This window comes from Janthinobacterium sp. 13 (genome assembly GCF_002749695.1).
Classification (GTDB): domain Bacteria; phylum Pseudomonadota; class Gammaproteobacteria; order Burkholderiales; family Burkholderiaceae_D; genus Janthinobacterium; species Janthinobacterium kumbetense.
On record NZ_PEEQ01000001.1, the window covers coordinates 482,177 to 507,044 of the forward strand.

32 protein-coding genes are annotated in these 24,868 nt (G+C 63.3%); 26 read left to right on the forward strand and 6 right to left on the reverse strand.

Annotated features, from left to right (window positions below; genetic code table 11):
- Positions 1–115: 115 nt before the first annotated feature.
- The 5 genes from CLU94_RS01910 to CLU94_RS01930 are packed head-to-tail and all read right to left on the reverse strand — an operon-like array spanning position 116 to position 3,213.
- Entirely contained in the window at positions 116–913 is a 798-nt protein-coding gene (locus CLU94_RS01910) for a flagellar biosynthetic protein FliR (protein WP_077403190.1), read from the reverse strand.
- Between the two features lie 11 nt (positions 914–924).
- Positions 925–1,197 carry a flagellar biosynthetic protein FliQ gene (locus CLU94_RS01915; protein ID WP_034757874.1) on the reverse strand — a complete coding sequence of 91 codons (273 nt, stop codon included), beginning with the start codon at positions 1,195–1,197 and terminating at the stop codon, positions 925–927.
- A 3-nt stretch (positions 1,198–1,200) separates the two neighbouring features.
- Entirely contained in the window at positions 1,201–1,971 is a 771-nt protein-coding gene (fliP, locus tag CLU94_RS01920) for a flagellar type III secretion system pore protein FliP (protein WP_099664382.1), read from the reverse strand.
- Positions 1,968–2,333, reverse strand: a complete 366-nt coding sequence (locus CLU94_RS01925) for a FliM/FliN family flagellar motor switch protein (RefSeq protein WP_077403184.1) — start codon at positions 2,331–2,333, stop codon at positions 1,968–1,970. The genes fliP and CLU94_RS01925 overlap by 4 nt, the downstream gene beginning before the upstream one ends.
- Before the next feature lies 1 nt (position 2,334).
- Positions 2,335–3,213 carry a FliM/FliN family flagellar motor switch protein gene (locus CLU94_RS01930; RefSeq protein ID WP_257218649.1) on the reverse strand — a complete coding sequence of 293 codons (879 nt, stop codon included), beginning with the start codon at positions 3,211–3,213 and terminating at the stop codon, positions 2,335–2,337.
- A 551-nt stretch (positions 3,214–3,764) separates the two neighbouring features.
- On the opposite strand from CLU94_RS01930, the gene CLU94_RS01940 reads away from it, so the two are divergent.
- The 17 genes from CLU94_RS01940 to CLU94_RS02020 all read left to right on the forward strand — a co-directional run bounded on the left by CLU94_RS01940 (position 3,765) and on the right by CLU94_RS02020 (position 17,440).
- Positions 3,765–4,103 carry a flagellar hook-basal body complex protein FliE gene (locus CLU94_RS01940; RefSeq protein ID WP_034787870.1) on the forward strand — a complete coding sequence of 113 codons (339 nt, stop codon included), beginning with the start codon at positions 3,765–3,767 and terminating at the stop codon, positions 4,101–4,103.
- Between the two features lie 60 nt (positions 4,104–4,163).
- Positions 4,164–5,894, forward strand: a complete 1,731-nt coding sequence (fliF, locus tag CLU94_RS01945; RefSeq protein WP_099664383.1) for a flagellar basal-body MS-ring/collar protein FliF — start codon at positions 4,164–4,166, stop codon at positions 5,892–5,894.
- Positions 5,872–6,912 (forward strand): flagellar motor switch protein FliG, encoded by a 1,041-nt coding sequence (locus CLU94_RS01950; protein WP_077403172.1) that lies wholly within the window; start codon positions 5,872–5,874, stop codon positions 6,910–6,912. Before fliF ends, CLU94_RS01950 begins: the two co-directional genes overlap by 23 nt.
- Complete coding sequence (fliH, locus tag CLU94_RS01955; RefSeq protein WP_034787861.1) at positions 6,909–7,598, forward strand: flagellar assembly protein FliH; 690 nt, start codon at positions 6,909–6,911, stop codon at positions 7,596–7,598. Before CLU94_RS01950 ends, fliH begins: the two co-directional genes overlap by 4 nt.
- Positions 7,595–8,905 (forward strand): flagellar protein export ATPase FliI, encoded by a 1,311-nt coding sequence (gene fliI / locus CLU94_RS01960; protein WP_077403166.1) that lies wholly within the window; start codon positions 7,595–7,597, stop codon positions 8,903–8,905. The genes fliH and fliI overlap by 4 nt, the downstream gene beginning before the upstream one ends.
- Before the next feature lie 8 nt (positions 8,906–8,913).
- Positions 8,914–9,351 (forward strand): flagellar export protein FliJ, encoded by a 438-nt coding sequence (locus CLU94_RS01965; RefSeq protein ID WP_077403163.1) that lies wholly within the window; start codon positions 8,914–8,916, stop codon positions 9,349–9,351.
- Positions 9,352–9,440: 89 nt separating this feature from the next.
- Positions 9,441–10,850, forward strand: coding sequence for a flagellar filament capping protein FliD (fliD, locus tag CLU94_RS01970; protein ID WP_099664384.1), 1,410 nt, complete (start codon positions 9,441–9,443; stop codon positions 10,848–10,850).
- A gap of 50 nt (positions 10,851–10,900) precedes the next feature.
- Positions 10,901–11,290 (forward strand): flagellar export chaperone FliS, encoded by a 390-nt coding sequence (gene fliS / locus CLU94_RS01975; protein WP_070219791.1) that lies wholly within the window; start codon positions 10,901–10,903, stop codon positions 11,288–11,290.
- Between the two features lie 31 nt (positions 11,291–11,321).
- On the forward strand, positions 11,322–11,600 hold the full coding sequence (locus CLU94_RS01980) for a hypothetical protein (RefSeq protein ID WP_251349170.1): 279 nt from the start codon (positions 11,322–11,324) through the stop codon (positions 11,598–11,600).
- Entirely contained in the window at positions 11,597–12,748 is a 1,152-nt protein-coding gene (locus tag CLU94_RS01985; RefSeq protein WP_099664386.1) for a flagellar hook-length control protein FliK, read from the forward strand. The genes CLU94_RS01980 and CLU94_RS01985 overlap by 4 nt, the downstream gene beginning before the upstream one ends.
- Positions 12,749–12,753: 5 nt before the next feature.
- Positions 12,754–13,221 (forward strand): flagellar basal body-associated FliL family protein, encoded by a 468-nt coding sequence (locus tag CLU94_RS01990; RefSeq protein WP_251349230.1) that lies wholly within the window; start codon positions 12,754–12,756, stop codon positions 13,219–13,221.
- 33 nt (positions 13,222–13,254) lie between these two features.
- Entirely contained in the window at positions 13,255–13,998 is a 744-nt protein-coding gene (locus CLU94_RS01995) for a FliA/WhiG family RNA polymerase sigma factor (RefSeq protein ID WP_077403148.1), read from the forward strand.
- A gap of 56 nt (positions 13,999–14,054) precedes the next feature.
- Positions 14,055–14,969 (forward strand): flagellar motor stator protein MotA, encoded by a 915-nt coding sequence (gene motA, locus CLU94_RS02000; RefSeq protein ID WP_034757817.1) that lies wholly within the window; start codon positions 14,055–14,057, stop codon positions 14,967–14,969.
- Entirely contained in the window at positions 14,896–15,957 is a 1,062-nt protein-coding gene (locus tag CLU94_RS02005) for a flagellar motor protein MotB (protein ID WP_099664387.1), read from the forward strand. Before motA ends, CLU94_RS02005 begins: the two co-directional genes overlap by 74 nt.
- Positions 15,958–15,973: 16 nt before the next feature.
- Positions 15,974–16,264: a flagellar biosynthesis anti-sigma factor FlgM gene (gene flgM, locus CLU94_RS02010; protein WP_034757812.1), complete on the forward strand. Its 291-nt coding sequence runs from the start codon at positions 15,974–15,976 to the stop codon at positions 16,262–16,264.
- The gene (flgN, locus tag CLU94_RS02015; RefSeq protein WP_099664388.1) at positions 16,261–16,701 is read left to right on the forward strand and encodes a flagellar export chaperone FlgN; all 441 of its coding nucleotides are present in this window, start codon (positions 16,261–16,263) and stop codon (positions 16,699–16,701) included. Before flgM ends, flgN begins: the two co-directional genes overlap by 4 nt.
- The gene (locus tag CLU94_RS02020) at positions 16,688–17,440 is read left to right on the forward strand and encodes a glycoside hydrolase family 73 protein (RefSeq protein WP_180278555.1); all 753 of its coding nucleotides are present in this window, start codon (positions 16,688–16,690) and stop codon (positions 17,438–17,440) included. Before flgN ends, CLU94_RS02020 begins: the two co-directional genes overlap by 14 nt.
- A gap of 5 nt (positions 17,441–17,445) precedes the next feature.
- On the opposite strand, the gene flgA is transcribed toward CLU94_RS02020, so the two are convergent.
- On the reverse strand, positions 17,446–18,093 hold the full coding sequence (gene flgA / locus CLU94_RS02025) for a flagellar basal body P-ring formation chaperone FlgA (protein WP_099664389.1): 648 nt from the start codon (positions 18,091–18,093) through the stop codon (positions 17,446–17,448).
- 254 nt (positions 18,094–18,347) lie between these two features.
- Between flgA and flgB the strand changes: the two genes are divergently transcribed.
- The 9 genes from flgB to CLU94_RS02070 are packed head-to-tail and all read left to right on the forward strand — an operon-like array spanning position 18,348 to position 24,790.
- Positions 18,348–18,710 (forward strand): flagellar basal body rod protein FlgB, encoded by a 363-nt coding sequence (gene flgB / locus CLU94_RS02030; RefSeq protein WP_034758109.1) that lies wholly within the window; start codon positions 18,348–18,350, stop codon positions 18,708–18,710.
- 8 nt (positions 18,711–18,718) lie between these two features.
- Entirely contained in the window at positions 18,719–19,135 is a 417-nt protein-coding gene (flgC, locus tag CLU94_RS02035) for a flagellar basal body rod protein FlgC (RefSeq protein ID WP_034757795.1), read from the forward strand.
- 3 nt (positions 19,136–19,138) lie between these two features.
- Complete coding sequence (locus CLU94_RS02040; RefSeq protein WP_099664390.1) at positions 19,139–19,792, forward strand: flagellar hook capping FlgD N-terminal domain-containing protein; 654 nt, start codon at positions 19,139–19,141, stop codon at positions 19,790–19,792.
- A gap of 58 nt (positions 19,793–19,850) precedes the next feature.
- Positions 19,851–21,029 (forward strand): flagellar hook protein FlgE, encoded by a 1,179-nt coding sequence (locus tag CLU94_RS02045; protein ID WP_099664391.1) that lies wholly within the window; start codon positions 19,851–19,853, stop codon positions 21,027–21,029.
- 26 nt (positions 21,030–21,055) lie between these two features.
- On the forward strand, positions 21,056–21,784 hold the full coding sequence (locus tag CLU94_RS02050; protein ID WP_099664392.1) for a flagellar basal body rod protein FlgF: 729 nt from the start codon (positions 21,056–21,058) through the stop codon (positions 21,782–21,784).
- Positions 21,785–21,816: 32 nt separating this feature from the next.
- Entirely contained in the window at positions 21,817–22,605 is a 789-nt protein-coding gene (gene flgG / locus CLU94_RS02055) for a flagellar basal-body rod protein FlgG (RefSeq protein WP_171985002.1), read from the forward strand.
- A gap of 11 nt (positions 22,606–22,616) precedes the next feature.
- Positions 22,617–23,279 (forward strand): flagellar basal body L-ring protein FlgH, encoded by a 663-nt coding sequence (gene flgH, locus CLU94_RS02060; RefSeq protein ID WP_180278556.1) that lies wholly within the window; start codon positions 22,617–22,619, stop codon positions 23,277–23,279.
- A 9-nt stretch (positions 23,280–23,288) separates the two neighbouring features.
- Positions 23,289–24,401 carry a flagellar basal body P-ring protein FlgI gene (locus CLU94_RS02065; protein WP_070219890.1) on the forward strand — a complete coding sequence of 371 codons (1,113 nt, stop codon included), beginning with the start codon at positions 23,289–23,291 and terminating at the stop codon, positions 24,399–24,401.
- The gene (locus CLU94_RS02070; protein WP_373609739.1) at positions 24,398–24,790 is read left to right on the forward strand and encodes a flagellar biosynthesis protein FlgJ; all 393 of its coding nucleotides are present in this window, start codon (positions 24,398–24,400) and stop codon (positions 24,788–24,790) included. Before CLU94_RS02065 ends, CLU94_RS02070 begins: the two co-directional genes overlap by 4 nt.
- Positions 24,791–24,868 lie beyond the last annotated feature (78 nt).

Genomic DNA, 24,868 nt, shown 5'->3' on the forward strand with positions numbered 1-24,868 from the left:
CCCTACAAGCGTAGCGAGCAAGTTCAATGCCGGGTTGAGTAGCGCAGCTGTACGGAGGTACAGCGAGCAACGGATGCCCGGAAGTGGACTGCGCAGCAGCTTGTCGGCACGTGCGCTATCCATGGGCCACCCGCATCTGTTCGGCGATCATTTCCAGCACGCGATTCGTCATGGCGATGTAGTGCTCGGGGATAAAGCGCACGATCTGCCCCAGCATCAGCAGGCCGAACACGGTGATCATGGAAAAACCCAGCGAAAACAGGTTCAGCGACGGCGCCACCCGGTTCAGGAAGCCAAAGCCCAGCTGCACCACCATGGTGGAAAAGACGATGGGCAAGGCCAGCAGCATGGCGGCGGCGAAAATCCACGCCACGTTATACGCCACCGTCTGCAGCAGCAGCGGCCCGTAGCCCTGCCCCACGGGCCAGGCCGTGAAACTGGCGCCGATCACGCCCGTCAGCACGAGGTGGCCGTCGATGGCGAAAAACACGATCATGCACATGATGGTGAGCATCCCCGTGATCACGTCCGAGGAGGTGCCATTGAGCGGGTCGTTCATCACGGCCATGGAAAAGCCCACCTGGCTCGATACGAGGTAACCGAGCACCGACATGACGGACATGGCGAAGTGGAAGGCCAGGCCGAGGACGAAGCCGATGATGGCCTGCTCCAGGGTGGCGACGGCGGCGTGCAGGGAAAACGGATCAATCTTCAGCAAGTCCTGCGAGATGCCCGACGCCTGCATCACGGGCAGCATCAGGATCGCCAGCACCAGCGACAGCAGCACCCGCACGGGGACGGGCACCATGGCGTCGCCGATCACGGGCGAGGCGCTGAGCATGGCCAGGATGCGGCAGAACGGCCACCACACGGCCAGCAGAAACGGCAGCACCTGATTGAAAATCTGATCCATGGCGCGCGGCGCTATCCGACCAGGGTGGCGGCGCGCTGAAAAATGGACACGCAATAATCCATCAGGTAACCGGCCATCCAGCGGCCGGCCAGGATCAGGGCCAGCAGGGTGACCAGCAGGCGCGGCAGGAAACTCATGGTCTGTTCATTGATCGAGGTGGCCGCCTGCACCAGCGCGACCAGCAAGCCCATGAGCAAACCGGGCACGACCAGGATCACCACCAGCAGCATCACGACGTGCAGCGCTTCGATGATCAGGTCGACGGCGACTTCAGGGGTAAACATGGATCAATAGCCCTGTATGCTGGTAACGAGCGTGTTGACGGTCAGGGTCCAGCCGTCGACGAGCACGAACAGCAGCAGCTTGAACGGCAGCGAAATCACCAGCGGCGAGAGCATCATCATGCCCATGGCCATCAGCACGGACGCCACCACCAGATCGATGATGAGGAACGGTATGAACAGCATGCACCCGATCTGGAACGCCGTCTTGAGTTCGGACAACACAAACGCGGCCAGCTTGACCGTGAAACTGTGGTCTTGCGGGCGCATGGTCGACGGTTCGCCGGCCAGGTGCGCGATCTGCGCCAGCGCGGCCTTGCTCGTCTGCGCCAGCATGAAGCGCGAAATCGGCACTTCGGCGATCTTCAGCGCTTCCTGCATGCCGATCTGGTCGCGGTCGTACGGCACGAACGCGTCCTTCCACACCTGGTCGCCGATGGGGCGCATGACCAGCAGGGTGAGGATCAGGGCGATGCCCGTGACGATGCGGTTGGGCAAGCCCTGCTGCAGGCCCAGGGCCTGGCGCAGCAGGGACAGCACGATGACGAAGCGGGTAAAGCTGGTCATCATCATGACCATCACGGGCAGCAGCCCGAGCAGGGTCATGACGACGAGGATCTGCATCTTCACCGACAGGTCGGTCTTCGCGCCCGGCACCACGCCGGACAGCAGGTCCTGCGCGCCAGCGGCGTTGCAGCACAGCATCAGAACGGGAACAGCCAGCGCAGCAGCCAGCGCGCCGCGGCGCCGGCTCAAGCCGGGTACCGCCAGCTTCATGCTGTCATCAGGTCGAGATTGAGGCCGTCGAGGTCGATGACTTTCAGGCCATAGTTCTCGCCGGCCACCACCACTTCGGCACGGCCGATCGGCGTACCGTTGACCTTGATCACCAGCGGTTCGCCGGCCAGCATGTCGAGTTCGATCACGCTTTCCGGGCCGATGGCCATCAATTCTTCCAGCGAAATGCGGGCCGAGCCCACTTCCAGGGTCAGGGTGACGGGAATCTTGCGCATCATCTGCGGAATGTCGCGCCGCGCGCGGCCGCTGGCCACGTCGGACACGTCGCCCTGGTCGATGATCATGTCATCGCCCAGGTCTTCCAGCAGGGTTTCGCTCTGGTTGGTATCGGTCATATTCATATTATTCGACATCTTCAAAGGAGGTTAAACAGAGCTTGCCCTTGTGTTCGGAAACAGCAGCTGTAAAGAGACGGGAGTCGTCGAGCATGACGTCGGTGCGGCTGAGGCTAACGGGAATCACGTCGCCCACGCGCAAGTCGAACAAGGCGCCCAGCTGCACCTGTTTGCTGACGAGCCGGCCTTCCAGGGTCACTTGCAGGCGCGACGCGAGCGGACGCACGCTGCCGCGCAAGGCTTTCTTCGCCTGCGCGCGCTCGGGCAGCAAGCCGCGCAGCACGTCGGCCATCAGGCGCTTGTCCAGCGAGAACCAGAACTGGCCGCTCTGCCCCGCCTCGACGTCGCTGAGCGCCACCGTGACGATCCAGCTGCCACGTGCCGGATGCACGCCCGACTGCGCGGCGACCTCGGCACTGGTGTCGATGTCGCTGCTTTTGCCCAGGGTTTGCAGGTTCTTGTGCACGCGGGAGAACAAACTGTTCACCAACTGTTGTCCAAGCACCACAGCGAGACGCTCTTCCGTGGCCGTCACGCGCACCTGCGCCGGATCGGGCAGCGCGCCCTTGGCGCCGGCACTACCATAGCGATAGTTCAGCACGCTCAAGAGTATCTGCCGTTCGAGGGCAAAGCCCGTCTGGCTGGCCGGCGTGGAGAAACTCAGCCAGCGGTTCACGCTGTCCTCGTTTTCCACGCGCGACAAGGTCACGGCATCGATCTGGAAATTCCCCCAGTAGCGGCGACTCATCGGCTGGCGCAGGGCCACGGCCAGGTCGTCGCGCAGCTGGGCGCCGAATACATGCAGCAAATGGACAGGACGTCCAAGCAGACAGGAATCGAGGACTTGATGGCGCACAGTTTGATCTGTCTTGGTAAGGATTGTCATGTAGTGGTCATGTCGGTATTGCGGTGGCAGAACAAATTATACGGATCGCCCGAAATTAAATACAGCATCATCTTGACCTGGCGTACCGGTCTGCAAGCAAACGATTGCGCATCGTATCGCATGCTGGATGACTACGGTGCTGAACAATACATGAAAAAGCTAAATATTGCCATGTATCAATATTCCTTGAGGCAATCCTCTCTTTACTTTATAGTTGCCGCGAGGTAAGCTTATAGCGACAAAATATAGATTTGCAGTGCGCCATTCCGCTTACCTGATTCCGGTTTTTATGGCAGTTTCCAGTCCCGCTTATTGCCACCAGAAGAAACTTTTATCAGATAATTATTAGTTATCATGGCCATGTGAATCACGTCGGCGCAGGTCTGCCGGGTTTGTTTGAATCTGCTTGAGCGGATGGTGTGGCAACTGATAAAACTGATGGGCCCTGTAAGCGGGCCGGGCAAGATGGCGCGGGATGTCATGCCTGCCGGAATGGCAACACCAGTAATTTCTGATTGATACGTCACCGCATATTGAAAGTAGAGGGCACGATGAGCAACGAACTCGCAGGTCTGATCAAGGCCGATCTGGCAGCACTGAGCAATGACGCGCGCGCCCTGGGCGCCAGCATCGCGCCCGCCGCCCAGTTCGGCGCGCCGGAACAATCCGGCTTCTCCTTTGCGCAAAGCATGAAAGACGCCATCGGCAAGGTCAACGGCGATGACCGCATGGCGGCGCAGAAAATGAGCGACGTCGACAGCGGCAAGAGCGACGACATGGTCGGCGCCATGCTGGCCAGCCAGGAAGCGAGCCTGTCCTTCTCCATGTTGATGCAAGTGCGCAACAAGGTCATGGGCGCCGTCGACGAACTCATCAAACTGCCTCTGTAATCTTCACGTCCTGATCCACGCCCAGCCTCCCAGCGAAAGTTACCCCAAGTGATTACCCCCATGAAGTCCGCATTTGCGCGCTGGCGCCTTGGTGCCCAGCCCGCCATCCCGCCCGCCCTGCTGAAAAACCTGGTTCCCATCGTCGTGCTGGCCATCGGCATCACCGCCATGGTGACCATGTATGCCTGGCGCGACCAGGCCAACTACAAGCCGGTGTTTGGCGCGCGCGAAAAAGTGGCCGTGACGGACATGATGGCCACGCTGGACGCCGAACACATCCCCTACCGCCTGCATCCGGACAGCGGCCAGGTGCTGGTGCCCGACGCGATGCTGGGCAAGGTGCGCATGCTGCTCGCCTCGAAGGGCGTGACGGCGCAACTGCCGGCCGGCCTGGAACTGATGGACAAGAATGACCCGCTGGGCGTATCGCAATTCGTGCAGGACGTGCGCTTCCGCCGCGGCCTGGAAGGCGAACTGGCGCAAAGCATCATGACGATGGACGCGATCGCTTCGGCGCGCGTCCATCTGTCGATTGCGAAATCGACATCGTTCGTCGCCAGCGACGGCGACAAATCGTCCGCCTCGATCGTCGTGGCGCTGAAACCGGGCCGCACCCTGGCGCCGGAACAGATCGCCGCCGTCATCAACATGGTGGCCGGCAGCGTCGCCAGCCTGGCGCCAACGCGCGTGAGCCTGGTCGACCAGGGCGGCAACCTGCTGTCCGCGCACGTCGACCTGACGGACGGCTTCGACGCCTCGGCCGCCGGCAATGAAGGCGCGAAACGTTTCCAAGATGAAATCCGCCGCAACGTCACGGGCTTGCTCGGCCCCGTCATCGGCGAAGACAACTTCAAGCTCAGCGTGACGGCCGCCGTAAACAACGACCGCGTGGACGAAACGCTGGAAAAATACGGCGAAGCCCCGAAAGTGACGAGCGAAGCGATGCGCGAAGAGCAGGAACGCAACCGCACCGTGGCCGGCATTCCCGGCAGTCTGTCGAACCGTCCGCCGGCGGCTGCCGTGCCGGCACCGGCCGACGCCGCCGGCGCCGCCCCCGCCGATGGCGCGCCGAAACCATCCGACGACGGCACGGCCCGCAAGAACGCCACCACGCGCCAGTACGCCTACGATCGCAGCATCACGCAGATCAAGCGCAGCCGTGGCCGCCTGGAAAAACTCAGCGTCGCCGTGGTCCTCAACAGCGCCGCCGCACCGAACCCGAAAACGGGCTGGACTCCTGCCGAACTGGGCAATATTGAAAAAATGCTCAACAGCGGCCTGGGCATCAACGCCCAGCGCGGCGACAGCCTGAGCCTGACGGCGCTGGCCTTCCCCGCCAAGCCGCCCGTGGCGCAGTGGTGGGAAGAGCGCGACACCGTCGTCGATTTCAGCAGCTGGCTGCTGTACGCACTGGGCGCCATCCTCGGCTACTTCCTGATCCTGCGTCCGCTGCTGCGCCTGCTGACCACGCGCCTGGCGCCGCCGGCACTGAAACAGCTCGACCCTGCCCTGGCGCTGGGCGGCAGCGCCGCCGCCGGCGCCAACGGCGCGACCGTTGCCGGCGCGCCAGCCCTGGGCGTGAATGGCACACCGCTGGCGCTCGAAGGCGAAGCCGCCGGCGGCAGCATGCCGGTCGTGCCGCTGCTGGAAAACTATGACTTGCCGCCGCCTGGCTCGGCGGTCGACGTGATGGTCGACCACCTGAAAGTGCTGGCTGAAAAAGAACCCGAGCGTGTCGCCGAAGTCGTCAAACAATGGATGCAGAAAAATGGCCGAACTCAACAACAATAATCCCTCCGACGGCGCCGAATACGAAAGCGCCAGCCTGAACCCCGTGGAACAGGCTGCCATCGTGCTGCTGAGCATAGGCGAAGAGCAGGCAGCCAACGTGCTGCGCTGCCTGTCGCGCGAAGAATTGCTGGAAGTCACGCAAGTGATGTCGCGCATGAGCGGCATCAAGGTCGAGTCCGTGAAAACGGCGATGCAGACCTTCTTCGACGACTACCGCCAGCAAAGCGGCGTGCACGGCGCCTCGCGCAGCTACCTGAAGCGTTCGCTGGACATGGCGCTGGGCAGCGATATCGCAAATAGCGTGCTGAACAACATCTACGGCGATGCGATCCGCCCCAAGATGGCGCGTCTGCAGTGGGCTTCGCCAAAATGGCTGGCCGAATACATCGTCAATGAACACGTGCAGATGCAAGCCGTGTTCCTGGCCTTCCTGCCGCCCGCGCTGGCCGGCCAGATTCTCGACGCCCTGCCCGTCGAAGGCCGCGACCTGGTGTTGCTGAACCTGGCGCGCCTGGACGAGATCGACCGCGACCTGCTGGTCGAGCTCGACGAACTGGTGGGCCGCTGCCTGGGCACGCTCGACACGCAAAGCACCAGCGTGGAAGGCATCCGCCAGGCGGCCGAGATTCTCAACCGCATGCCGGGCAACCGCGCCGCGCTGGTCGAGCTGCTGCGCGCGCACGACCCGGAAGTGGTGTCGGAAATCGAACTGAGCATGTACGACTTCCTGATCCTGGCCACGCAGAGCGATGTCACGCTCACGCGCATCCTGGAAGACGTGCCGATGGAACAGTGGGCCATCGCCCTCAAGGGCGCGGAACCGTCGATCCGCGACGCCGTGCTGAAAACCATGCCGCGCCGCCAGGCACAGAGCTTCGAAGACATGATGCGCCGTTCCGGCCCCGTGCCTTTGAGCCGTATCGAACAAACGCGCCAGGAAATCATGGCCACCGTCAAGGGACTCGCCGATGCGGGCGAGATCGAAGTGCAACTGTTTGCCGAAGCGGTGATCGAATGAAACACTTCCGCTCGTATCGTTTCCCGCCCCTGTCGCAATTCATCGCCGCCGGCCAGCGTGCCTCCAACGAGGACACGGACGGCCAGTGGCAGGCGTCCGTCTCGGAAGGCTTCGAGCAAGGCCAGCGCGACGGCTACGAAGTGGGCCTGGTGCAAGGCCAGCAGGACGGCTACGACACCGGACGCAACGACGGCATGGCGCAGGGCCGCGAAGAAGGCCGCAATGAAACCCTGGTGGCGCTGGACCGCCTGGCCCGCCCCGTCGACGCCATCCTGCGCGACCTGAAAAAAGTGCGCGCCGACTACCGCGAAGCGCAGCGCAAGGAAGTGGTCGACCTGGTGGCCAAGGTGGCGCGCCAGGTGATCCGCGCGGAACTGGCGCTGCAGCCGGTGCAATTGCTGGCCCTGGTCGACGAGACCCTGGCCTCGATGCCGCCCACGCGCGAGGAAATCGACGTCTTCCTCAATCCGGAAGAACTCAAACGCATCAGCGAACTCGATCCGAAGCGCGCCAAGCGATGGAATTTGATCGCCGACGCGCGCCTGGACGCGGGCGAATGCCGCATCAAGGCGGGCGACAATGAAGTCGACGCGGGCTGCCATCAGCGCCTGTCGGCCTGCATGGAACAAGTCAGCAGCCACCTGGCGCTGGCCGCCGAACACGCGGACCAGGGCGCGCCTGCATGATCGCCGACACGCTGCGCAGTTTCGAGATCGGCGATATCCCGGTCGCGACACCCACCGGCCGCCTGGTCGGCGCCTCCGGCCTGCTGCTGGAAAGCGCCGGCTGCCGCCTGCACACGGGCCAGCGTTGTCAAATTGAAACTGTGAGCGGCGAGTGGCTCGATGCGCAAGTCGTCGGTTTTCGCGAAAAGCTGTCCTACCTGATGCCGTTCAAGAAGGCCACGGGCCTGACCACCGGCGCCAGGGTTCTGCCCTTGCCCGACAAGGCCAGCCTGCAGATCGGCCCGTCGTGGCTGGGCCGCATGGTCAATGGCCTGGGCGAGCCGATCGACGACCTGGGCCGCCTCGGTGGCGAACACATCCTGGAAGTCACGCCGCCAAAAATTAATCCCCTGAAGAAACAACCGGTGGTCGAGCCGCTGGACGTGGGCGTGCGGGCCATCAACAGCATGCTAACCCTGGGCAAGGGCCAGCGCGTGGGCCTGATGGCCGGTTCCGGCGTCGGCAAGAGCGTGCTGCTGGGCCTGATCACGCGCCAGACGGTGGCCGATGTCGTCGTCGTCGGCCTGATCGGCGAACGGGGCCGCGAAGTGCGCGAATTCGTCGAAAAGTCGCTCGGCGCCGAAGGCTTGAAAAAAGCCGTGCTGGTGATCGCCCCGGCCGATGAATCGCCGTTGATGCGCATCATGGCCACCGAACTGTGCCATTCGATCGCCGCCCATTACCGCGACCAGGGCAAGCACGTGCTGCTGCTGGTCGACTCGCTGACGCGCTATGCGATGGCCTTGCGCGAGGTGGCGCTGGCCCTGGGCGAGCCGCCGGCCACGCGCGGCTATCCGCCGTCCGTGTTTTCGAACTTGCCGCAACTGGTGGAAAGCGCCGGCAATGGCGCCCACCCGGAAGGCAGCATGAGCGCCATCTACACGGTGCTGGCCGAGGGCGACGACCAACAGGACCCCGTGGTCGACACGGCGCGCGCGATTCTCGACGGCCACATCGTGCTCACGCGCGAACTGGCCGAGCGGGGCCACTACCCCGCCATCGACATCGCCGCCTCGATCAGCCGCTGCATGGCGCAGGTGATCACGCCCACCCACATGCAGGCGGCGCGCGCGCTGAAAGCGTCGATGGCGCGCCATGCGCGCGTGCGCGACCTGATCCCGCTGGGCGCCTACGTGCCCGGCGCGGACCCGATCACCGACCGCGCCGTCCAGCTGCACGCGCCCATCGAAGCCTTCCTGTGCCAGGGCACCAAGGAAGAGGCCCCGATGGGACCGTGCATCGAACAACTTGAACAGATCATGGCCTAGGAGCATACGTGAGCGACGCGCATACCATCCGCAACCTGACCACCTTGGTCGGCCTGCGCAGCACCGAAGTGGAACGCCTGCAAGGCGAAATGGCGGCGCAGACGGCCGTGCGCGAGCGCTACCAGAAAAACCTGGAACGCCTGACGGGCCTGTACACGGATAGCGGCCCCAGCGGCGCCCTGCCCCTGGCCCTGTCCGTCAACTGCGGCAACTTCAAGCAAGCCGTCATGCAGATGGCCGACCAGCACCGTACCGATCTGCATTTGCACGAAGCCAACATGGCCGTTTCGCAACGCGCACTCAATACGGCCTGGGCCAAGCGCGAAGTGCTGGACCAGGTCCTCACGCAGAAACAAAAGTATGTTGCAAATGAGCAACAACGTGTCGATGCCAAGCGGCAAGACGAGCTGGCGACGCAATTCTGGTTCCGCGGGCAGGTAAAATGAGGTTTGTGTAAGTTTCTTTCAGGAAAACTTCACAAAACGGGAATGGGGGTCGCCTTGTACCGGTATATCCCTTTATTCAGGAGTCTGGCATGGCAAGCGTAATTACTGCACCGCAATACGATCCGATCCCAACGGCCGAAAAACTGGCTACCAAGGCTATCGCCGCGCAAAAGGCCGCCCTGCAGGCGCAGAACACGCTGGCCAGCAACACCAGCACGGCGCTGGGCAACCTGAAGTCGGCCATCTCCGCCTTCCAGAGCGCCATGTCGTCCATGACCAGCAGCAAATCGGTGCTGAGCCAGTCCGCCACCTTCCCCGCCGCCGGTTACGGCACGGCCACGGCCGGCATCAATGCGACGCCGGGCACCTATTCCTTTTTTGTTGAAAAACTGGCCACGGCCAGCCAGATGTCGTATGGCGGCTTGAGCAACGTCAATACCGCCGATGGCACGGGTACGCTGAAAGTGAAAATCGGCGATGGCGTGGGCGACAACACGCTCAACATCGACCTGGCCGCCGCCGACAAGGATGGCAACGGCACACTGACACCGCAGGAAATCGCTGCCGCCATCAACGGCAACAGCAAGAACAATTCGCGCGTCACCGCCTCCATCGTGACCATCAATAACCAGGCGCAACTGGTACTGACGTCGAATGCGACGGGCATTGCCAACGCCGCCACGCTCGACGCCAGCGCTGTCGACAATATCGCGCTGAAAGGCGCGCTGATCGCTCCGGCCAACATCAAGGAAGTCGTCAAGGCTGACGACGCCATCGTCTGGCTGGGCGGCAAACCCGGCGGCACGGCCATCACGCAGGCATCGAATACATTCACCAACGTGCAGGATGTGAAAATCACGTTCACCCGCGCCATGAGTGCCGCCGAAGCGCCCGTCACGCTGACCGTCGCCACCGACAACTCCGGCACCGCCGCCAACGTGCAGGCGTTCGTCGATGCCTACAACAAGCTGAAAACCCTGATGGATGGCCTGGCCAGCCCCGGCAATCCGGAAAAGAACATCGCCGCGGGCATCTTCGCCCATGATTCCGGTCTGAATGCCTTGCGCAGCAGCATGGGCGACGCCCTGCGCCTGAACATCAATGGCGTCTCGCTCGTGTCCTACGGCATTACGGCCCAGCGCGACGGCACCATCAGCCTCAACGCCGCCAAGCTGACGGCCAAGCTGGCCGACAACCCGACGGGCCTGGACAAGCTTTTTGGCAACAACAGCCTGTCCGCCCCGGCCGGCGTGCTCGGCAGCCTGGACAAGGTACTGGGCCAGTGGAGCAATGTCACCAAGGGCCAGATCACCCAGCGCCAGGCCGCCACGGACAAGCTGCAGAAAAGCCTGGTCAAGAGCGGCGAGCGCCTCACGGCCCAATATGACACGGCATACAAACGCTTCCTCGATCAATTTACGCGTCTGCAAGTATTGCAGGAGCAAATGAGCAAGACGTCCGATATGTTCGATGCCATGTTTAGCAACAATAAATCCTAAGGCGGATGCGCCTGCCGCGCCGCCACAGTTAACATAGCGAGAATACAATCATGTTAAACAATGAAGCTTACGGCAACTACCACGCCGTCAACCTGGATGCCCAGACCGCCCGCGCAACACCGGTCGAACTGGTACTGGTGCTGACGGACGGCCTGCTGGAAGAACTGGCGCGCGCGCGCGGGCATATCGTGGGCAAGCGCTACGAACAAAAGGCCATCAGCCTGGATAAATGCACGCAGATCATCAACGGTCTGTCGAGCTCGCTCGATTTCGACAATGGCGGCGAAGTGGTCGTCAACCTGGCGCGCCTGTACGACTATTGCGTGGCGCGCCTGTACACGGCCGGCATCAAGCTCGACCCGACCCTGATCGATGAAGTGACAACCTTGATGACCACCATCAAGCGCGGCTGGGTGGGCGTCCAGGCCAACAATGCCTAGGCGCGCCGCGCTGCAGCAGCTGAGCCGGCAATTGAGCGCGGCCATCGCGCAGCCGGACTGGGAGGCGATGGAAAAACTCTCGGCCAGCCTGGCGAAAAACATCCCGCTGCTGGCTGAACGGGGCGCATGGAATGCGCTGGAACAAACAGAATTGTTGCAATTGCGCAAAATTCACGCGCAAGCGGTTAAAATTTGCTCTGAGGAAAAAGAACGCCTGGGGTTACACCTAGGTGCATTACAGGCAAATAAGGAAGGTTGGGTCGCCTACGCCGCGCTCGGCGAATACGACTCGGACGGGAATCAAGCATGATCATGAACTTCAACACGGCGCCGGCCGCTCCGGCACCGGCGGCCTCCGCTGCATCCGCACCGGCGCCAGCGCCGGCACAGACCGCTGCCTTGCCCGGCACGCCAGGCTATGGCAGCACCGCAACGGCGCCCTCCGCCCTGCCCCTGTTTGCGCAGGTGCTCGATGTGACCGCCGTGGAAACGGCCGACGCCGGCACGCCCGCGCCTGCACCCGCCAAGGACGGCGACAGCGACACCCAGGCCGACAGCAGCCTGCCGGCCATGGCCGCCCCCGTCATCGGCTTGCCGGTGACGATGCTGCCGCCAACGGACGCGGCCGCAGCCGAGGCGCGCGCCGCAGCCCAGACACAAACACAGACACCGGTGCAGGCGAATGCGGCGCAAGCCAACCCTGCACTCAACATCAGCCTGCATCCCGCGGCCGTCACCCTCACCGCATCCGCGCCGGCAATGGCGCCAGCGCCAGGGCGCGACACGCGCGAACCGCTGGCCGCCGCCAACCCGGCGACCGCCGCCAAGGGCAGCGCGCCGGCACAGCCGTTCGAAGCGCTGCTGCAGCAAGGCGCTCCCGTGACGGCCGCCGCCGCCCCTGCCGCGCGCGAGGGCGAACGCGGCGCCGCGACGCCGGCCCCCGCCACGCCCAACCTGGGCTTGACGGGCGCGGTCGGCAATACGGCCACGGCGGCTCCGTCCGGCGATACCATCAAGCTCAACGGCCCTGCCCAGCAATGGCAGGAACCGCTGCGCGAAGCGCTGGGCGAACGCCTGCAGACGCAGATCGGCCGCAACAGCGAGCACGCGACGATCCGCCTCGACCCGCCCATGCTGGGCCGCATTGAAATTTCCATCCGCCACACGGCTGGCGCGCTGCAGGTGAACGTCACGGCGTCGAACTCGGAAGTGTTGCGCCAGCTGCAAGGCATCGGCGAAAACATGCGCAGCGACCTGGCGCAGCGCCAGTACACCGAGGTGGCCGTGAATATCAGCGCCACCCCGCGCAGCCCCGCCGCCCAGGCGTTTGCCGAAGGCGATGCGCGCGGCCAGCGTCAACCGGGCCGCCAGAACGACGACGCGGAACCGGGGCGCGCCCTGTCCGACGGCAGCCCTGCCGGTACCACTTACGCCATGCATGAGCGAGAGACTGCCTGATGAATATGAAAATGAAACTGATAGGCGGCTTTGTCGCCGTGGCCGTGCTGGCCGCCGGCGCCGCTGGCGGCGCCATGTGGTACCTGGCCAAGCCGGTTGCCGGCCATGCCGAGGTGGCCGAAGCCAAGACCCCGCCGCCGGCCACAGGCAAGAAGGCGCGCAAGTTCCTCACGCTGGACAAGGTCATCGTGATGCTGCGCCGCGGCCCCGGCGAAGGCGAAACGCATTACCTGTCGGCCGACCTGGTGATCGCCACCACCGAAGAAAAGGAAAAGCTGACCAAGGACCACTTGCCGCTGATGCGTTCGATCGCCGTCAGCACCCTGTCGAGTTTCCCGATGGACAAGGCACAGACGATGACGGTGGAGCAATTTGCCGAACAGATCAACAAGGCCTTCAATGTCAGCTATGAACGCGAACAGATGGAAAAACCGTTCACCGAAGTCATGGTCGGCAAGCTGATCATTGAATAAGCCAACACGCCAGCCGACCTAGTGGGAGATCCCTTGGCCTATGTAGAGCAATACCAGGAAGCGTATGGCGCCGGCGAATATGCCGCCGCCAGCGCTTGCGCGGCAGTGCTCAGTGTTGCCGAAGAACAACAACATCTGGTGGCGTACTCCCCTTTGGTGAAACGCATCGTGCGCCAGCTCAATTCGCAGGTGTCGGGCGCCATCGACCGCGACGACATGGAACAGATCGGCCTGATGGGCTTGCTCGAAGCCTTGCGCCGCTACGGCGTGCCGGACCAGTCGTTCGGCAGCTATGCCAGCCTGCGCATCCGCGGCGCCATCCTCGATGAATTGCGGCGCCAGGACTGGCGTCCGCGCGCCGTGCGCCAGGAAAGCCACCGCCTGCGCGACAGCGTGCGCGCCCTGACCCGGCGCCTGGGGCGCGAGCCGCTGGAAGCGGAAATCATGGCGGCCCTGAAGCTGACGCCGGAAGCCTTCCAGGAGTACCAGCTGGCGGAAAACGCCGAGCTGATCGCCAGTTTTGATGAAGTGCTGCAGGAAAGCCTGGGACAAGCCGACAGCGCACCGAGCCCGGAAGAGCAATTGATGGTGCGGCGCAGCCTGGAACAGGCGCTGCGCACGCTGGACGAACGGGAACAGCGCGTGATCCAGATGTATTACGAATTCGAACTGAGCTATAAAGAAATTGCCGCCGTGCTAGACCTGAGCGACGCCCGCGTCTGCCAGTTGAACAAGACGGCGCTGGGCAAGATGAAAACCATGCTGCAAGACGCATAAGTTTCAGCACTATCCATCAAATTGACGCAGCACAATGACGCAGAAAGGCAGTTGACATGGTAATTATCGGTATCTTAATCGTGATGGGGTGTGTATTCGGAGGCTTCGCCCTGATGGGCGGCACCGTCCACGCGATCTGGCAACCGGTCGAGTTGATCATCATCATCGGCGCCGCCGTCGGCGCCCTGGTGCTGGGCAACCCCAAGCATGTACTCGGTGAAATGCTGCACCAGATGCGCAAGATCGTCACGCACAAGAAGCAAGGCTCGGAATTCCAGCGCCAGTTGCTGCTGCTGATGTATGAACTGCTGCAAACGGCCGCCGGCGGCCTGAAGGCGCTCGATGCCCACGTCGAGGCGCCGCGCGAAAGCGCCCTGTTCCAGCGCTATCCGCTGGTGCTGGAAGAGCCGAAGCTGCTCGCCTTCATCGTCGACAACTTCCGTTTGATGGCGATGGGCAAGATCAACGCGCATGAGCTGGAAGGCGTGCTGGAGCAGGAACTGGAAGCCATCCACGACGAATTGCTGCAACCGTCGAAATCCTTGCACAAGATCGCCGAAGCCATGCCCGGCTTCGGTATCCTGGCCGCCGTTCTGGGTATCGTGATGGCCATGAATTCCGTGGCCGACGGCGCCGATGCGGCGGAAATCTCGGAAAAAGTGGGCGCCGCCATGGTCGGTACCTTCATCGGCATCTTCTTCTGCTACGGCGTGCTCGATCCGATGTGCAACATGATGAAACAGCTGGTGGGCGAGGAAGGCTCGACCATGGAATGCGTGAAGGTCGTGCTGGTCACGCACGTGGCGGGCAAACCGCCCCTGCTGGCCATCGATGCGGGCCGCCGCCTGGTGCAGCTGAACATCAAGCCTAGCTTCGCCCAGCTGGAGAGCTGGATCAATGCGCTGGAAGATGGCGGCGCCGAACAAGAGCAAGGCCAAGGCCGGGGAGGCCGCCGTGCTAAAGCCGCATGAGAAACATGAACAGGCCATCATCAAGCGTGCCGGCCGCAAGCACGACGACGATGGCCATGGCGGCGCCTGGAAAGTGGCGTTCGCCGACTTTTGCCTGGCCCTGCTGTCGCTCTTCCTCGTGCTATGGCTGATGGCCGCGCGCGAGCAGCAGGCGATGAAGGAAATCATGATGGATGCGTCGGCAGGCAGCCGCCAGGGCGAAGGCCAGGGCGTCATGCCGGAACAGAAAGGCGGCCCCCGCGGCAGCCTGATCGAGCGCTTCCCCATGCCCCGCAAGGGCACGGGCGACACGCGCACGGAAGGCAAGCAGATGCAGGACGGCAAGGCTGGCGCCGCGCCGCAAAACCAGACCAAGGTCAGCTACCAGTCGCCGGAAGACCTGCTGAGCCTGTCGCGCGCGCTCGATAAGCTCAGCGATGAAGCGGGATTGAAGAGCAATTTGCAATCCGTGATCACGCCGTACGGCTTGCGCGTCATGCTGCACGACACGGACAAGCAAGGCATGTTCGTGCGCGGCAGCGCCGTGCCGACCGACCGTTTCCGCAAGCTGTTGCGCCAGATGGGCCCCGTGTTTGCGCAAATGGATAACCAGATGCTGATCGTCGGCCACACCGATTCGATGCAATACGCCAATACCGGCTATGAAGGCTTTTCGAACTGGACCCTGTCGGCCAACCGCGCCATGTCGGCGCGCGCGCAATTGTTGATCGGCAGCATGAGTCCGGACAGCGTGCTGCAAGTGGTGGGCATGGCCGACCGCGCGCCGCTGGACGTAAAAAACGCCAGCGCCGGCATCAACCGCCGCATCGAACTGTTAATATTGACGCGTGGCCAGGCTGACAGCATCGCCGCCATGTTCGGCATGGCCGGACAAAAGCCGCAGGGCGAAGAATTGCAAGTGGGCGAACCGGACTCGGGCACCTTGCAGCGCCTGCGCGAGAAACTGGGCTTGCCCGCAAAGAAGGAGCGGGATGAGCATGCAAATTAAGGGCAAGGGACAACGTATGAAAATCTCCTCCGGCAATACCGGCGCTGCCGTACGCAGCAGCGCCGTCGCGCCGGCCGAGGCGATCGCCGAGAACGCGGGCGCCGCCGGCGCCATGGGCGGCTCGTCGGCCGGGGCGGAACTGCAATCGGCCGTGCTGCAACCGGCCATGGCCGCCCTGCGCGCCATGCCTGAAATCGACCATGAGCGCGTGGCCATGCTGCGCGATGCGCTGGCCAAGGGCGAATTGCCGTTCGATCCGTCGAAACTGGCAGGCTTGATCCAGCGTTTCCACGGCGGCGAATCGTGACCGCACCGCGCAAGGGCATCACGCGCCAGGAAGCCATGCGCCGCGTGCTGCAAGGCATGAAAGACGACAGCATCGGCTATGCCGCCCTGCAAACCGTGCTGGAAGAGCAATTCCAGGCGACCTTGCACCATCAGAGCGCGCAATTGACGGCACTGGCCGACCAGGTCATCGCCGCCGTCGAGCCCCTCGATGCGCGCCGCCGCCAGCGGGTCAGCCTCGTCACTGCCCTGCTGGGCCCGCAAGGCGATATGCCGCAATTGTTTGCGTTATTGCAAGATGACGCGCGCACCACCGCCGAGCGCGACTGGGCTGCGCTCGAGCAGATGGTGCTCGAATGCAAGCGCCTGAATGCCCGCAACAGCGATTTATTAACAGAGCAGTACAGCATCATGCAGCGCGTGCTGCATGGCGAGGAAGATACGTATGCGCCAGGCTGATTTTTCACAGATGGGCGCCATGGCCGCCACGCCGTCGACGATGGCGACGAATGCCGTGCAAAGCAATATGCACGCAACCCCTGCCACGGCAGGCGCCGGCAGTTTCAGCAGCGTGTTCCGGCAAGTACAGGGCGAAGTGGCCCGCTTCATCGAACAGGGCGGCGGCAACGCCACCAGCCTGAACCCGCAAGGCCGCGCCTACCTGGAACAGAGCCAGCCCGTCAATGTGCTGGGCAGCATCAACCAGGGTGGCGAGATCGGCGAAACGCAGCAGCAATTCCTCGCCTCGATCAAGCCATGGACGCAGGAAACGGGCGCGCGCCTGGGCGTGGCGCCGGAAATCGTCGCCGCCCACGCGGCGCTGGAATCGGGCTGGGGCCAGCGTCCGCTGCGCCAGGGCACGGGCGCGGACACGAATAATCTGTTCGGCATCAAGGCCGGCGGCAAATGGCAAGGCGACGTGGCCAGCAATGTCACCACCGAATACGAGGCGGGCAGCGGCACGGCCCTGAAGAAAACGGAACGTTTCCGCAGTTATCCGGACCAGGCCAGCGCCTTCCGCGACTATGCGCAAGTATTGCTCGACAATCCACGCTACCGCGCCGCCCTGAACACGGGTAGCGACGCGGGCGCTTTCGCGCAAGGCCTGGCGCGCGGCGGCTATGCCACCGACCCCAACTACGCCGCCAAGCTGACCCAGCTGGCGACGCGTCTGCAGCGCACGGCCGCCGCCGAGTAGTTTCCTTAACGGCCGGGAAGTTCGGCCGGTTCCACCACGCCCGCATCGACCACCCTGGCACGTATCACCGTGCCGCTGGTGGCGTTGCGCACGCGAATCACCTCGCCCAGCGCGCCCGGATCCAGCGCTTCGCCGGCCATGCTCACTTCCACCTGCTCCTTGCGCGCCACGATATTCACCGCACTGCCCCGCTTGATCAACACGGGCGACGCCAGTTGCCCTTGCCGCAACACTTCGCCGGCACGCAAGCTGCGCCGGCTCGACAGGCCAACGGCGCCGGGCAAGGAGGAAATACTGTCCGGCACCATCGTCACGTCGCGCCGCGCCAGGGTCACGTCGCCCGCCTGCAACGGCGTATTCGCCGTCACGGGGGCGCTCGTCACCGCGACCTGGGCCGTAATGCTGCCGCGCGCCAGCATTTCATAGCGCCAACCGTTGCTTCCAGGACACACTGCCACGAAGCGCATGCGCTGCGCCGAACGGCTGTCCGCCGTTTCCAGCGCGACGGGCGCCGCGCACGCCGGCACGGGGCGCGTGCTTTTGACCACGGCCACTTGAAACTGCGGTTCCAGCAGTCCCGCCGAGGCTGCTTGCTGCACCAATTGCTCGCGCGCCAATTGTTCCACACGCGAAAATATATTGTCGGCTGGCAATTCTGCGCATCCTGCACTACTATATAGGCTGGTCAGTAAAAAGAGGCCCGGAAGCAGTATGTGACGACATTGCGCCTTGTTCCACATCACGGAATAGTTCTCAAAGTAAATCATTGCTAACCTTAATCAAAGATACTGAAGCGGCATGACCTTACCATGCGTCAACATGACCAGGCTGGGATTTTACCTCTGCACCACCTATTTTCTGGCCCGAACCGCAAAAAGCACGATCGAATTCAACACAAAGGATGACCATGGGGATTAATTTCAAGGATGCGCTGGGCGTGCACGCCGATGCACTCGCGCTGCGTGCCGACCGTACACGCGTACTGGCCGCCAACATCGCCAATGAAAACACGCCCGGCTTCCAGGCCATGGACATGGATTTCGGCAGCGCCCTGCAGCAGTTGCAGGACAACGAGGCGGGCCTGCTGTCGACCGATGACGATGCCAGCGCCCTGTACCGCGTCCCCTACCACCCTAGCCGCGACGGCAACACCGTCGAAATCGGCGTCGAGCAGGCGGCGTTCTCGCAGAATGCCACCGACTTCCAGACCAGCCTCACTTTCGTCAACATGAAACTGAAGGGTCTGTCCAAGGCCATTTCCGGACAATAAGGATCAGCATGAGCTTCCAGGACATTTCCAAGATCGCCGGTTCGGCGATGGCGGCGCAAACCGTGCGCCTCAATACCATCGCCAGCAACCTGGCCAATGCCGATTCCGTTGCCGGTTCCGAAGGCGAAACCTACCGCGCGCGCAAGCCCGTGTTTGCGGCCGTGATGGACGGCCCGGGCGCCAGCGGCGCCGGTGGGCGGGTGCAGGTACTCGACGTGGTGCAAAGCGATGAGCCGCTGCGCAAGGTCTATGAACCGGGCCACCCGATGGCCAATGCCGATGGCATGGTGTTCTATCCCAACGTCAATCAGGTTGCCGAGATGACCGACATGATGTCGGCCTCGCGCGCGTTTGAAACAAATGTCGAAGTTCTGGGCCGCATCAAGTCGATGCAGCAATCGCTCCTCAAATTAGGTGAAGCATAATCCATGGAAACCAACCTCTTTACAAATAACACCAGCGGCAGCAATAGCAACAGCAATGCCGTCAAGTCGCAAAGCAATGCCACCCAGGATATGTTCACCAAGTTGCTGGTCGCACAGATCAAGAACCAGGATCCCCTCGCGCCGACCGATCCGAGCCAGTTCGTCAATCAATTGACGCAGCAGGCGCAGACGGAAGCGATGCAAAACCTGTCGGCGCTGACCAGCGCCAATGCCAGCGTGCTGCAATCGATGCAAGTGCTGGCCCTGGGCGCGCAAGTGGGCTCGGAAGTCATGGTCAACACCGAAACGGTCCAGCTCGACAAGAGCAAGGTCAGCGGCACCATCGCGCTGGCCGCCAGCACCACCAAGACCACCGTGACCCTGAAAGGGCTGGACGACAAGGAATACAAGATCGAACTGGGCGCCAAGGCGCCCGGCACGGTGCCGTTCACCATCGATCCCGTGGCCTTGGGCTTGCCTGCCGGCACCTACAGCATGACGGTCAGCACCAGCGGCGCCGAAAAACCAACGGTCGACATTGCAGGCAAGCTCAACAGCGTGCGCCTGTCGTCCAGCGGCAGCATGATTTTGAGCGTGTCGAACCTGGGCGAAGTCAACCCTGGCGCGATCACCGGCTTTAACGGCAAGACGGCCTGATCCGCTCGCCCCTTCGTTTCCTGCACACTAATCTCGTCCTTCACTAAAGGAAGTCAACATGAGTTTCGACATCGCCCTGTCCGGTATCCAGTCCATCAACCAACAGTTGAACAGCACCAGTAACAATATCGCCAATGCCGGCACCTACGGTTTCAAGAGCAGCCGCGCCAACTTTTCGGCCATGTACGCCGGTTCGCGCGCCACGGGCACGGAAGTGGGCTCGATCACGCAAAGCATGTCGCTCAATGGCGGCGTGCTGAACACGGGCCGCGCGCTCGACGCGGCCATCGATGGCCGCGGCTACTTCGTCACGCGCGATGCGCAAAACACCATGACCTACAGCCGCGTCGGCATCTTTTCGGCCAGCAATGAAGGCAAGCTGATCGATTCGAACGGCCGCCTGGTGCAGGGTTATGCCGCCGTCAAGGGCAGCACCACCCTGGGCACCATGGGCGACATGAACATTCCGACGGGCCAGATTCCCGCCGTGGCGTCGACCAAGCTGGCGTATGCCGCCAACATGTCGTCCGAATGGACCATCAAGACCCCGGCTTTCGACAAGACCAATGAATTGAGCTACAACAGCGCCAAGTCCTCGATCGTCTACGATTCGCTGGGCGCCAAGCACTCGGTGGGCCAGTACTTCGTCAAGACGGCAACGGGCGTGGACGTGCACTACACCCTCGACAACGCCGATCTGGGGACGGTGACGAGCATGACCTTCAATACCTCCGGCAAGCTGAACCTGACCGCGCCGGTCAACCTGGCGCTGGGCACGCCGACAGGCGCCGCGCCGCTGTCGATCGCCATCGACTACACGGGCACCACCCAGTTCGCCGGCGAAGCGACCACCTCGACCGACCGTGCCGACGGCTATGCCTCGGGCACCTACACGGGCGTGGAACTGGCCGACGACGGCTCCGTCGTGGCGAAATACACGAACGGCCAGAAGCAAAGCATCGGCGTGATCGCCCTGGCCACCTTCCCCGACGAAGGCGCATTGACGGCCGTCAACGATACCAGCTGGGTCGCCTCGACCACTTCCGGCACCGCCATGTATGACCGTCCGGGCGTCGGCATGGCCGGCAAACTGACGACGAGCTCGCTGGAACAGTCGAACGTCGACATCACCTCCGAACTGGTGGGCCTGATGACGTCGCAGCGTAACTACCAGGCGAACTCGAAGGTCATCTCGACCGAGAACGCCATGCTGCAATCGCTGATGCAAGCGCTGTAATCCACGATACGCAAAGGTAAAGAGCAATGGATGCGCTGATTTATACCGCCATGAGCGGGGCCGACCGTGCCCTGCGGGCACAGCAGGTACACGCCAACAACCTGGCCAACATCGAGACGGGCGGCTTTCGCGCCAACCTGGAAGTGTCCACTGCCCAGCCGTTGCAAAACGGCTATGGCTACGACGACCGCCACATGACGCAGACGCAGTCGAGCGCCGTCGGCACGCGCACGGGCGCCATCAAGGAAACGGGACGCGAACTCGACGTGGCCGTCACGGGCCCCGGCTTTCTTGCGGTGCAGTGGCAAAACGGCGAAGCCTACACGCGCGCCGGCGCCATGGATCTCGATGAAACGGGCGCGCTGACCATCAATGGCCGGCCCGTGCTGGGCGAAGGCGGCCCGATCACGATTCCCGAGCACACCAGCCTGTCGATCGGCAGCGATGGCACGATTTCCATCCAGGTGCCGGGCACCGCGCAAATGCAGACGGTCGACAAGCTCAAGCTGGTCAACGCCGAAGCGGGCGAGCTGACCAAGAACGAGGCGGGCCTGATCGTGGCGCGCAGCGGCGAAGACTTGCAGGCCGATCCGGCGGTACGCATCCGCGACCGCCACCTGGAAGGCAGCAACGTCTCGGCCGTCGAGGAAATGGTCGCCACCATGAGCCTGAACCGCAGTTTCGAGATGCAGATGAAAGTATTCAAGGCCAGCGATTCCATGACGGAATCGGGCAACCGCCTGCTGGGCGCTTGAGCCCCACGCCAATCAATTACTAGGAGCAACACATGAATCCAGCAATGTGGATCAGCAAGACCGGCGTGCAGGCACAAGATGCCAAACTGCAAGCCATCGCGAATAACCTGGCCAACGTCAACACCGTCGGTTTCAAGCGCGACCGCGTCGTCTTCGAAGACCTGTTTTACCAGGTCGAGCAGCAGCCGGGCACGCAGCGCGCCGACAACACCCTCTCGCCTTCGGGCGTACAGCTGGGTAACGGCACGCACATGGTCGGCACGCAAAAGGTGTTTACCACCGGCAGCCTGCAAACGACGAGCCGCGAATTCGACGTCGCCATCACCGGCAACGGCTTCCTGCAGGTGCTGCGCCCGAACGGCGAAGCGGCCTACACGCGCGCCGGCCAGCTGGGCATCAATGAAAACGGCGTGATGGTCAACGCCCAGGGCTTGCCCCTGGTGCCGCAGATCACCGTGCCGAACAACGCCACGGCCATCACCATCGGCGAAAACGGCATGGTCACGGCCACCGTGCCGGGCAATGTCAACGGCACCCAGCTGGGCCAGCTGAACCTTTCCAGCTTCGTCAACCCGACGGGCCTGCTGGCACTCGGTGAAAACCTGTTCCAGGAGACGGCATCGAGCGGCACGCCGACGGAAGGCCGTCCCGGCGAAGGCGCCCTGGGCAAGCTGAAGCAGTTCGCGCTGGAAGGCTCGAACGTGCAGGTGGTCGAAGAGATGGTCGACATGATCGCTGCCCAGCGCACCTATGAAATGAACACCAAGGTGCTGTCGGCCGCCGACAATATGCTGCAATACCTGGCGCAAGCGGCACGCTGATGACAGTCGCCATGAAAGCCACGGCAGCCATGCTGCTGGTATTGATGGCCGGTTGCGCCAGCCAGCCGGCCGCGCCGGTGGCGCCGAGCTTTTCCGATACGCCGCTGCCCGTGGCGCCGCGCAGCGCTGCGCGCGGCGGCGTGGCCGGCGGCGTGTTCAATCCCGACGCAAGCCTGGACCTGATCTCGGACAGCCGCGCCTTCCGCGTCGGCGACGTCGTCACGGTGGCGCTGCAGGAAACCACGCAGGCCAGCAAGAAGGCGGGCACCTCGTTCAACAAGGGCTCGTCCGTCGGCGTGAAGGCGGCCAATATCCTCGGCAAGACCCTCCCCAAGACGGGCGTCGACCTGTCGGCCGACCGCAACTTCGCCGGCGACTCGACCAGCACGCAGCAAAATGCGCTGTCCGGCGCCATCACCGTGATCGTGCAGGAAGTCCTGCCGAACGGCTTGCTGCGCGTACAGGGCGAAAAAACGCTGACCCTGAACCAGGGCGAGGAATTCGTGCGCCTGCGCGGCTACCTGCGCGCGGCCGACATCGATTCCAGCAACCAGGTCTCGTCCTTGCGCATTGCCAATGCACAGATCGCCTATTCCGGCCAGGGCACCCTGGCCGAAGCCAATACACCAGGCTGGCTGACGCGCTTCTTCGTCGGCCCATGGATGCCGTTTTAAGGTGACCTCATGAAATTTCGTTCCGCCCTGCCCCTGGCAGCCATGCTGGCCGCGCTCTCCGGCTTTGCCCTGCCCGCCAGCGCCGCGCAAGTGCTGCGCAACCTGGTCAGTATCGAGGGCGTGCGCGACAACCCGCTGGTCGGCTACGGCCTCGTCGTGGGCCTGAACGGCAGCGGCGATACCACCCAGGTGAAGTTTTCCAGCCAGTCCGTGGTCAACATGCTCAAGCAGTTCGGCGTGAAGATGCCGGACGGCGCCGAAGCGAAAAGCAAGAACGTCGCCACCGTCATGGTCAGCGCCGTGTTTCCACCAGGATACCGTCGTGGCCAGGCCATCGACGTCACCGTGTCGTCCCTGGGCGATGCGAAAAGCTTGCGCGGCGGCACCCTGCTGCTGACGCAATTGCGCGCGGCCGACAATGAAACGTATGCGCTGGCGCAAGGCAACGTCGTCGTCGGCGGCCTGAACGCCACCGGCAAGAGCGGCTCGTCCGTCACCGTCAATACGCCCACCTCGGGACGCATTCCCAACGGCGCCAACATCGAGCGCGAGATCCTCAGCGATTTCTCGACCAAGCCGACCGTCACCCTGAACTTGCGCCACCCGCATTTCGAGACGGCCATCAATATCGTCGAAGCCGTCAACCGCCGCTTTGGCGCCGTCGCCACCACGCGCGACGCCACCAGCGTGGAAGTGCTGGCGCCGGAAAACCCGACCCAGCGCGTGGCCTTCATGGCCAAGCTGGAAGCCTTGAGCGTCGACGTCGGCGTCGATACGCCGAAAGTGGTCTTCAATTCGCGCACGGGCACCGTCGTCATCGCCGAAGGCTTGCGCGTGAAGGCGGCCGCCGTCACGCACGGCTCGCTCAAGGTCGTCATTTCCGAAAGCTCGGCCGTCAGCCAGCCGGCGCCGTTCGGCCGCGGCCAGACCACCGTCACGCCGCAATCGAAGGTGTCCGTCGACCAGGGCAACGGCAATATGTTCAAATGGCCGGCCGGCGCCAAGCTGCAATCGATCATCGACGTGGTCAACAGCCTGGGCGCTTCGCCCGATGACATCATGGCAATTTTACAAGCCCTCGACCAGGCGGGAGCCATCGAAGGCGAACTGGTGGTCATATGATCAATATCAACGACAGCAGCAGCGCCCTGCCCTCGGCGCTCGACGACCGCTCCCCTGCGGCCGCCACGCCGGCCGACCCGCGCTATGCGGCCAAGGCCACCGAGGCGGCCGTCAAGTTCGAGGCATTCTTCATCTCGCACATGCTGCGCCAGATGCGTTCGGGCACGCGCGAGATGGCGGGCGAAGACAGCGTCTTCAAGGACCCCATCAACAGCGACATGCTGGAAATGGCCGACAACCTGGTGGCCGACAAGATGGCTGGCCAGCGCGCCTTCGGCATCGCCGACGCCATCCTGCGCCAGCTGCTGCCGGCGGCCGGCGCCCCCGTGGCCGCCAAAAGCACTGTCAAAACCGACAATATTGCGGCACCGCTTAATAAATCCGTCTGAAGCGTCGCCTGTACAAGGTAACAACGATTCAATGCTTGCCCACCCGCACGCGCCACACTCTTCACGAAAGAAACTTGC

Excerpts from the sequence above, each read along its gene's own strand:
- CLU94_RS02070 (WP_373609739.1), top strand. The coding sequence starts at position 24,398 with ATGATCAATATCAACGACAGCAGCAGCGCCCTGCCCTCGGCGCTCGAC.
- CLU94_RS02065 (WP_070219890.1), top strand. The coding sequence starts at position 23,289 with ATGAAATTTCGTTCCGCCCTGCCCCTGGCAGCCATGCTGGCCGCGCTC.
- CLU94_RS01990 (WP_251349230.1), top strand. The coding sequence starts at position 12,754 with ATGAAAATGAAACTGATAGGCGGCTTTGTCGCCGTGGCCGTGCTGGCC.
- CLU94_RS02050 (WP_099664392.1), top strand. The coding sequence starts at position 21,056 with ATGGATGCGCTGATTTATACCGCCATGAGCGGGGCCGACCGTGCCCTG.
- CLU94_RS01915 (WP_034757874.1), bottom strand. The coding sequence starts at position 1,197 with ATGTTTACCCCTGAAGTCGCCGTCGACCTGATCATCGAAGCGCTGCAC.
- flgG (WP_171985002.1), top strand. The coding sequence starts at position 21,817 with ATGAATCCAGCAATGTGGATCAGCAAGACCGGCGTGCAGGCACAAGAT.
- CLU94_RS02020 (WP_180278555.1), top strand. The coding sequence starts at position 16,688 with ATGCGCCAGGCTGATTTTTCACAGATGGGCGCCATGGCCGCCACGCCG.
- flgC (WP_034757795.1), top strand. The coding sequence starts at position 18,719 with ATGAGCTTCCAGGACATTTCCAAGATCGCCGGTTCGGCGATGGCGGCG.
- fliS (WP_070219791.1), top strand. The coding sequence starts at position 10,901 with ATGTTAAACAATGAAGCTTACGGCAACTACCACGCCGTCAACCTGGAT.
- fliI (WP_077403166.1), top strand. The coding sequence starts at position 7,595 with ATGATCGCCGACACGCTGCGCAGTTTCGAGATCGGCGATATCCCGGTC.
- fliH (WP_034787861.1), top strand. The coding sequence starts at position 6,909 with ATGAAACACTTCCGCTCGTATCGTTTCCCGCCCCTGTCGCAATTCATC.
- flgM (WP_034757812.1), top strand. The coding sequence starts at position 15,974 with ATGAAAATCTCCTCCGGCAATACCGGCGCTGCCGTACGCAGCAGCGCC.
- CLU94_RS02040 (WP_099664390.1), top strand. The coding sequence starts at position 19,139 with ATGGAAACCAACCTCTTTACAAATAACACCAGCGGCAGCAATAGCAAC.
- fliP (WP_099664382.1), bottom strand. The coding sequence starts at position 1,971 with ATGAAGCTGGCGGTACCCGGCTTGAGCCGGCGCCGCGGCGCGCTGGCT.
- flgB (WP_034758109.1), top strand. The coding sequence starts at position 18,348 with ATGGGGATTAATTTCAAGGATGCGCTGGGCGTGCACGCCGATGCACTC.
- CLU94_RS01950 (WP_077403172.1), top strand. The coding sequence starts at position 5,872 with ATGGCCGAACTCAACAACAATAATCCCTCCGACGGCGCCGAATACGAA.
- CLU94_RS01925 (WP_077403184.1), bottom strand. The coding sequence starts at position 2,333 with ATGAATATGACCGATACCAACCAGAGCGAAACCCTGCTGGAAGACCTG.
- CLU94_RS01985 (WP_099664386.1), top strand. The coding sequence starts at position 11,597 with ATGATCATGAACTTCAACACGGCGCCGGCCGCTCCGGCACCGGCGGCC.
- flgH (WP_180278556.1), top strand. The coding sequence starts at position 22,617 with ATGAAAGCCACGGCAGCCATGCTGCTGGTATTGATGGCCGGTTGCGCC.
- motA (WP_034757817.1), top strand. The coding sequence starts at position 14,055 with ATGGTAATTATCGGTATCTTAATCGTGATGGGGTGTGTATTCGGAGGC.
- CLU94_RS02045 (WP_099664391.1), top strand. The coding sequence starts at position 19,851 with ATGAGTTTCGACATCGCCCTGTCCGGTATCCAGTCCATCAACCAACAG.
- CLU94_RS01940 (WP_034787870.1), top strand. The coding sequence starts at position 3,765 with ATGAGCAACGAACTCGCAGGTCTGATCAAGGCCGATCTGGCAGCACTG.
- CLU94_RS02005 (WP_099664387.1), top strand. The coding sequence starts at position 14,896 with ATGCGCTGGAAGATGGCGGCGCCGAACAAGAGCAAGGCCAAGGCCGGG.
- CLU94_RS01930 (WP_257218649.1), bottom strand. The coding sequence starts at position 3,213 with ATGACAATCCTTACCAAGACAGATCAAACTGTGCGCCATCAAGTCCTC.
- fliF (WP_099664383.1), top strand. The coding sequence starts at position 4,164 with ATGAAGTCCGCATTTGCGCGCTGGCGCCTTGGTGCCCAGCCCGCCATC.
- CLU94_RS01910 (WP_077403190.1), bottom strand. The coding sequence starts at position 913 with ATGGATCAGATTTTCAATCAGGTGCTGCCGTTTCTGCTGGCCGTGTGG.
- fliD (WP_099664384.1), top strand. The coding sequence starts at position 9,441 with ATGGCAAGCGTAATTACTGCACCGCAATACGATCCGATCCCAACGGCC.